Here is a 6,635-nt window from a genome sequence, read left to right as displayed (position 1 = left end):
CCCCAGAACTGGTCGTTGTAGAAATGGTTGCAGTTCAGGCGCTCGATATATTCGCCCAGCGCCGAGGCCAGGGCGCTTTCCTTGCTTGCGCCCTTGCCGTTGGTGAAGCACATCGGCGAGTGCGCATCGCGGATGTGCAGTGACCACACATTGGGTACCAGATTGCGCCACGAGGCGATCTCGATCTTGATGCCCAGATCGGCCAGAACCCGCGACATGTTGGCGATGGTCTGCTCCAGCGGCAGATCCTTACCGGCGATCCAGGTGCTGGCCTGCGCATCCGGCTGCAGTGTCAGCAGGGACTGGGCGTCGGCATCAAGGTTGGCGACTTCCTCGATCACGAACTCCGGCCCCGTCTGCACTACCTTCTTCACTGTGCACCGCTCGACCGAGCGCAGGATGCCCTGGCGGTCCGAGGCGGAGATATCCTCCGGCAGCTCGATCTGGATCTTGAATATCTGCTTGTATCGGTTTTCCGGGTCGACGATATTGTTCTGCGACAGGCGGATGTTGTCGGTCGGAATATTGCGCGTTTCGCAGTACAGCTTGACGAAATAGGCCGCGCACAGCGCCGAAGAGGCGAGGAAGTAATCGAAGGGTCCCGGCGCCGAGCCGTCGCCCTTGTAGCGGATGGGCTGATCGGCGATCACCGCGAAATCATCGAAGCGGGCTTCGAGGCGAAGCTTGTCGAGAAAATTGACTTTGATTTCCATGCGGGAATCCTGAAATGGCGCTGAACGCGAAAAATGGCCGCCATTATCACCGCTTTCTGCGGTCGACTCCGCGTCGTGGCGCTGTTCAGGCGTTCGGGCGCGGCGCATCAGCTGCGTGCAGATGAGGCTACACCTGCTCCGCTGCAGTGGAAACGCCTGATCCTGTGGCTGCACGGTACGCCCGCGCCATGTCGACGAAGGCGCGCAGGTAGTCGGTGTCGCCGTCGGCCTCGCGGTAGCCGAGGAAGATCTGCTTGTCTACGCCCTGCGGCCCCAGCCTCACCGGCACCACGCCGAAGCGTTCGGCGTTTTCCTCCACCAGCCAGCGTGGCAGCGCGGCCACGCCGCGGCCACTGGAAACCAGTTGCAGCATGATGTCGGTGGTCTCGATGGGTTTGTGGCGCTTGGGCGTGATACCGGCCGGGGTGAGAAAGCGGGTGTAGATGTCGAGCCGGTCGAGGCTCACCGGATAGGTGATCAGGGTTTCGTCCGTGAGCTGTTCGGGGCGCACATGGCGGGCCGGGCTCAACGCGTGCTGGCGGCTCACGACCAACACCTGCTCGTAGTCGAACACCGGCTCGAAGACAAGGCCGCGCTTGTGCAAGGGGTCGGGTGTGACGAGCAGGTCGATCTCGTAGCCGAACAGCGCGCCGATGCCACCGAACTGGAATTTCTGCTTTACATCGACATCCACCGCCGGCCATGCGACGAGGTAAGGCGAGACGATTTTCAACAACCACTGGTAGCAGGGGTGGCATTCCATGCCGATGCGCAGCGCGCCGCGCTCGCCCTGGGCGAACTGGCGCAGGCGTTCTTCGGCCAGCGCCAGTTGCGGCAGCAGGCGCTGCGCCACCGCCAGCAGATACTCGCCAGCTTGAGTGGGGCGCAGGCTGCGCCCCTCGCGATACCAGATCGCGGTGCCGAGCTGGTCTTCCAGCTTGCGCACGGTGTGGCTGAGGGCCGACTGCGTGACGTGCAGGGTATCCGCCGCGGCGGTCAGCGAGCCGTGCTGGTCGACCGCGTGGATGATTTCCAGGTGGGTACGCTCGAGGATGCTCATGTTTGTGTTGCGTGAGATGTATTCATGAATCAATGAAACAATACCATTTTTCTTCATGGATTAAGCCGCCTAGGATGGCAGCACGATTGTTCATCCCTGGGTATTCATCATGGCTTTTACGCACAACCTCGGCTTTCCGCGCATCGGCGCCAGGCGCGAACTGAAGTTCGCCCTCGAATCCTACTGGCGGGGCGAATCCTCTCTTGACGCACTCAAGGCCACCGGCGCCGCGCTGCGTCAGCGCCACTGGCAGGAACAGGCCGGCCTCGACCTTGTGCCGGTAGGCGACTTCTCGTTCTACGACCAGGTGCTCGACATGAGCTTCACACTCGGCAATCTGCCCGAGCGCGTGCAAGGTTTCGAAGGCGACGCGCTCGACAACACCTTCCGCGTCGCCCGGGGGCGTTCGGCGGCGTCCGCCGAAGCGCATGCGGATTGCTGCGGCGGCGTGGCCGCGGGCGAGATGACCAAGTGGTTCGATACCAACTACCATTACATCGTGCCGGAGTTCACCGCCGACACCGTGTTCCGCCTGGATGCTTCACGCCTGCTCGCGCAACTGGCCGAGTCACAGGCACAGGGGGTGCGCGCCAAGCCGGTGATCGTCGGACCGGTGACCTATCTCGCCCTCGGCAAGGCCAAGGATGGCTCCGACCGCCTCGCGCTGCTGCCGCAGCTGCTCACGGTGTATGCCGAGCTGCTGGAAACCCTGGCGACCGAAGGCGTGGAGTGGGTGCAGATCGACGAGCCCATTCTGGTCACCGAGCTCGACGCCGATTGGCGCCACGCCTTCGAGACCGCCTATCACCAGTTGAAGAGTTGCCGCGTCAAGTTGCTGCTGGCGACCTATTTCGGCCAGCTCGCGGAAAACCAGTACCTCGCCGCCAATCTGCCAGTGGCCGGGTTGCACGTGGATGCGATCAACGGCCGCGACGACGTGTTGCCGCTGATCGGCCTGCTGCCGGCGCACAAGGTGCTGTCGTTGGGCGTGATCAACGGCCGCAACATCTGGAAGACCGACCTCACCACCGTGCTCGACTGGCTGGAGCCGTTGGCCGAGCGCCTGGGCGACCGCCTGTGGATCGCGCCGTCGTGCTCGCTGCTGCACGTACCGGTGGATCTCGCCAGCGAAGAGAAGCTGGACCCGGAGCTGAAGTCCTGGCTCGCCTTCGCGCGGCAAAAGCTCGATGAACTCGCGGTGCTCGCCACCGCTCTGAATCAGGGCCGCGCCGCCGTGGCCGAGCCACTCGCCGCCAACCAGGCCGCGCTGGCCGCCCGCCGCGCCTCGCCGCGCGTGCACAACCCCAGGGTGCAGGCTGCGGTGGCGCGCATCGACGCCCACCTTGGCCGGCGCGAAAGCCACTACGCCCAACGTGCGCCCAAGCAGGCCGAACGCCTGCGGCTGCCGGCCTACCCGACCACCACCATCGGTTCGTTCCCGCAGACCGCCGAGATCCGTCAGGCGCGCGCCGACTTCAAGGCAGGCCGGCTCGATGTCGCCGCCTACAAGGCCGCAATGCAGGCCGAGATCGCCCGCGCGGTGCGCGAGCAGGAGACCCTGGGGCTGGACGTTCTGGTGCACGGCGAAGCCGAGCGCAACGACATGGTCGAGTACTTCGGCGAACAGCTCGACGGCTATGCCTTCAGCCAGTTCGGCTGGGTGCAGTCCTATGGTTCGCGCTGCGTCAAGCCGCCCATTCTGTTTGGCGACATCAGCCGTCCCAACCCGATGACCGTGGAGTGGATCACTTACGCCCAATCGCTCACCGACACGCCGATGAAGGGCATGCTCACCGGCCCGGTGACCATTCTCAACTGGTCCTTCGTGCGCGACGACCAGCCCCGTTCGCTGAGCTGCAAGCAGCTCGCCCTGGCGATCCGCGAGGAGGTGCTGGACCTGGAGAGTGCCGGCGTGAGCATCATCCAGATCGACGAGGCCGCGCTGCGCGAAGGCCTGCCCCTGCGAAAGGCGCAATGGAAGGGCTACCTCGACTGGGCGGTGGAGAGCTTCCGCATCACCGCCAACGGTGTGCGCGACGAAACTCAGATCCACACCCACATGTGCTATTCCGAATTCAACGACATCATCGAGGCAATCGCCGGCATGGACGCCGACGTGATCACCATCGAGACCTCGCGCTCGGACATGGAGCTGCTAGACGCCTTCGACGACTTCAACTACCCCAACGAGATCGGGCCCGGCGTCTACGACATCCACTCGCCCAACATCCCGAACGAGGCGCACATCGTGCAGCTGATGCAAAAGGCCGCCGAGCGCATTCCGCCCGAGCGTCTGTGGGTGAATCCGGATTGCGGACTCAAGACCCGTCAGTGGGCGGAGGTGATTCCGGCGCTGCGAAACATGGTGGCGGCGGCGCAGAGGCTGCGCAGCCCCGTCTGAATGCGACGCTCATCTTATGTGTCCAGCAGGACGCGCGTGCACAGGGCTTCAAGCATTCTCAAGCGCTTCCGCCGCTTGAAGCCCAGCGACGCGCTCGGCGAAAGCGCGCAGCGAGGCTTGGACATGCGCGGTCGGCATGCCGCCGAAGGCGTGCATGCTCATGACTTCGGTCACCCCGATGCTCGCCAGCCACTCGAGCGTGCGACGAACCTGGCCAGAGCCGCCGATCAGTGTCAGGCCGGCTTTCGTCAAGGTTTCTGCGTCGGATCTTCTGGGGTAGGGGCGGCGTGCCAGATGGGCGCTGAGATAGGGGCCGCACAGGCGCAGCGCGTCGGGCAGCGTGTTGGATACATGTGCCGGCAGGCAAACCGCGACCAAGGGTCGGACAAACTCTCCAAGTACCCCTGGTTGGAGACGAAGTCGTTCAAGGAAGCCTTCTCGATGTGCGTCGATGATTTCGATGAGGTCGCGCCGCTCACAGCAGGTGGCATGGGGCATCAGCCACAACGCAAGGCCTTGCGAACCGATCAGGTGGGCTGAATCCGGGTTGAAGGTCGCCACCGCAAGCTGGGGGCCGAAGGGTTGATGCGTATATAGCGGGAGTTGATCGCGTTTGAGCAAACAGTCCGGCTCGGCGTGGCTGGCGAGTCGCCCGGCTAGCAGCTTGCGGACGGTTGTGAGCCGCTCAGCGAAACGCGAGCCACGGCGCTCGTCGTCTACGCCAAAGGTGGCCAGTTCGTCGGGTAGGTAGCCGGACCCGATTCCGAAGACTAGCCGGCCATCGGAAAGCTGGTCGAGCAGGGCGTAGTCCTCGGCCACCGTCAGCGGGTTTCGGGCATTGAGGTTTGCGATGGCAGGGCCGAGCCGTATGCGCGTCGTCTGTGCTGCCAGATGGGCCAGGAAGACGGCGGGATTCGGCACAAGTCCGTAGTCCGACAGGTGATGTTCAGCGCAGTAGACTGCGTGAAACCCGAGCGCCTCCGCCAGAACGCCTTCGGCGAGGGCTTCGCGAAGACGTTCCCGGGGTGGGCGAGCGGGTTCGACGTAGTTGTCGAGGGGTAGGAACAGAGAGTGTGTCAACGACATGTTTCGCTCATTGCCAGGTTCATCTGATTTGCGTGATCGCGACCGAGGCAATCGATTCGATGTGAGGGCTTGAATGCGCCTCGCTGCTTACCGGGCATGCGCGATCATCGCGAGCCGAGTGGTAAAGCGAGCCCCGAAATCATCACTCCCAGCTCAAGGCCCCACCGGTCTGATACTCGGTGACCCGGGTCTCGAAGAAGTTCTTCTCCTTGCGCAGGTTGGCTTGTTCGTCGAGCCAGGGCAGCACGTTCTCGGCGCCGGGGAAGGGTTCGGCGAGGCCGAGCTGGCGGGCGCGGCGGTTGGCGACGAAGCGGAACTGGGCCATGTGCTGGGTGGCGGAGTAGCCGAGCACCGGGTCGGCGAGCAGGTAGTCGGCGTAGGCCGCCTCGGCGGCTTCGGCTTCGGCCCACAGGGTGGCGATGGCCTGCGGGTCGAGCTGGAGGTTTTCCTCGGCGATGAGGGTGCGTACCACGCGGATGCCGAAGGCGCAGTGCAGCACCTCGTCGCGCATGATGTACTGCAGCTGTTCGGCAGTGCCCTTCATCAGCCCGCGGCGCTGCAGCGCGAAGATGGGGGTGAAGCCGTTGTAGAACCAGCAGCCCTCGAAGATGCCGGCGAAGAACAGGTACGAGAGCGCGAATTCGTGCAGGTTGTCGCGGTCGGTGAGGTCGAAGTCCGAGCGCATGATGCGCTCCAGCCGGCGGTTGGCGAGCGCGATCTTGCCGTGGATCTGCGGCACGACGCGGTAGCGGTTGTAGATTTCCTGCTGGTCCAGGCCCAGGCTCTCGATGCAGTGCTGGTAGGTCCAGGTGTGCAAGGCTTCTTCGTAGACCTGGCGGGCCTGGTAGATCTGCAGTTCGGGGGCGCTCATCTTTTCCATCACCGCGAGGCCGATGTTGCGCATGGCGAGGATGTCCGAGGTGGTGAGGTAGGACAGCACGTTTTCGAACACATGGCGCTCGGCCGGGGTGAGCTTGTGGTGGTAGTCGTGCACGTCCTGCGCCATGGAGATTTCCAGCGGCGTCCAGTGGTTCTTGTTGGCGTTGAGGAAGAACTCCCACGCCCACGGGTACTTGAAGGGGGCGAGCTGGTTGATGTCGGCCTTGCCGTTGACGATGCGCTTGTCGGCCGCACGCACCGGGGGCAGGGCGGTGAGCGTCGCACTTGTTGAGACGGCGGCCGTGGCCGCGCTCGCGGGCGACTCGGCGATCGCGATCTCGTCGAGCGACCGGATTTCCACCGAAGGCGCGGTGGGTGTCGCACGGGCGACGGGCGGTGGCACGGACTGGTTACGTGCGGGGGCGGGACTGTCCCAGTCGTCGAAGAAGGCGGTCATTGGCAGGCCTCGCAGTCGGGGTCGAGAATGGAGCACGCC

Annotated in this window: 5 protein-coding genes; 1 reads left to right on the top strand and 4 read right to left on the bottom strand. The window is 64.3% G+C overall.

Annotation, left to right across the window (positions count from 1 at the left end; translation table 11 throughout):
• Together GPA21_RS18500 and GPA21_RS18495 are read right to left on the bottom strand one after the other, a co-directional pair.
• Window positions 1-713: OsmC family protein (locus GPA21_RS18500; protein WP_211163695.1), on the bottom strand; the 713-nt coding region annotated here is incomplete at its 3' end.
• Window positions 714-840: 127 nt separating this feature from the next.
• A complete protein-coding gene (locus GPA21_RS18495; RefSeq protein ID WP_211163694.1) occupies window positions 841-1,773 on the bottom strand; it encodes a LysR family transcriptional regulator in 933 nt (310 codons plus the stop codon).
• Between the two features lie 109 nt (window positions 1,774-1,882).
• Between GPA21_RS18495 and metE the strand changes: the two genes are divergently transcribed.
• Window positions 1,883-4,174, top strand: coding sequence for a 5-methyltetrahydropteroyltriglutamate--homocysteine S-methyltransferase (gene metE / locus GPA21_RS18490; protein WP_168989570.1), 2,292 nt, complete (start codon window positions 1,883-1,885; stop codon window positions 4,172-4,174).
• Window positions 4,175-4,222: 48 nt separating this feature from the next.
• Here metE and GPA21_RS18485 read toward each other — a convergent pair whose 3' ends face one another.
• Entirely contained in the window at window positions 4,223-5,260 is a 1,038-nt protein-coding gene (locus GPA21_RS18485; protein ID WP_168989569.1) for an LLM class flavin-dependent oxidoreductase, read from the bottom strand.
• 142 nt (window positions 5,261-5,402) lie between these two features.
• On the bottom strand, window positions 5,403-6,632 hold the full coding sequence (locus GPA21_RS18480; RefSeq protein ID WP_422614178.1) for a ribonucleotide-diphosphate reductase subunit beta: 1,230 nt from the start codon (window positions 6,630-6,632) through the stop codon (window positions 5,403-5,405).
• Between the last annotated feature and the right edge of the window lie 3 nt (window positions 6,633-6,635).

It is taken from the genome of Azoarcus taiwanensis (genome assembly GCF_012910885.1).
GTDB lineage: Bacteria > Pseudomonadota > Gammaproteobacteria > Burkholderiales > Rhodocyclaceae > Azoarcus_F > Azoarcus_F taiwanensis.
The sequence above is the reverse complement of the archived record's forward strand: the minus strand, read 5'-3'. Positions and strand labels throughout refer to the sequence as shown.

Coding starts and splice junctions, on each gene's coding strand:
- GPA21_RS18495 (WP_211163694.1), bottom strand. CDS start 1,773: ATGAGCATCCTCGAGCGTACCCACCTGGAAATCATCCACGCGGTCGAC.
- metE (WP_168989570.1), top strand. CDS start 1,883: ATGGCTTTTACGCACAACCTCGGCTTTCCGCGCATCGGCGCCAGGCGC.
- GPA21_RS18485 (WP_168989569.1), bottom strand. CDS start 5,260: ATGTCGTTGACACACTCTCTGTTCCTACCCCTCGACAACTACGTCGAA.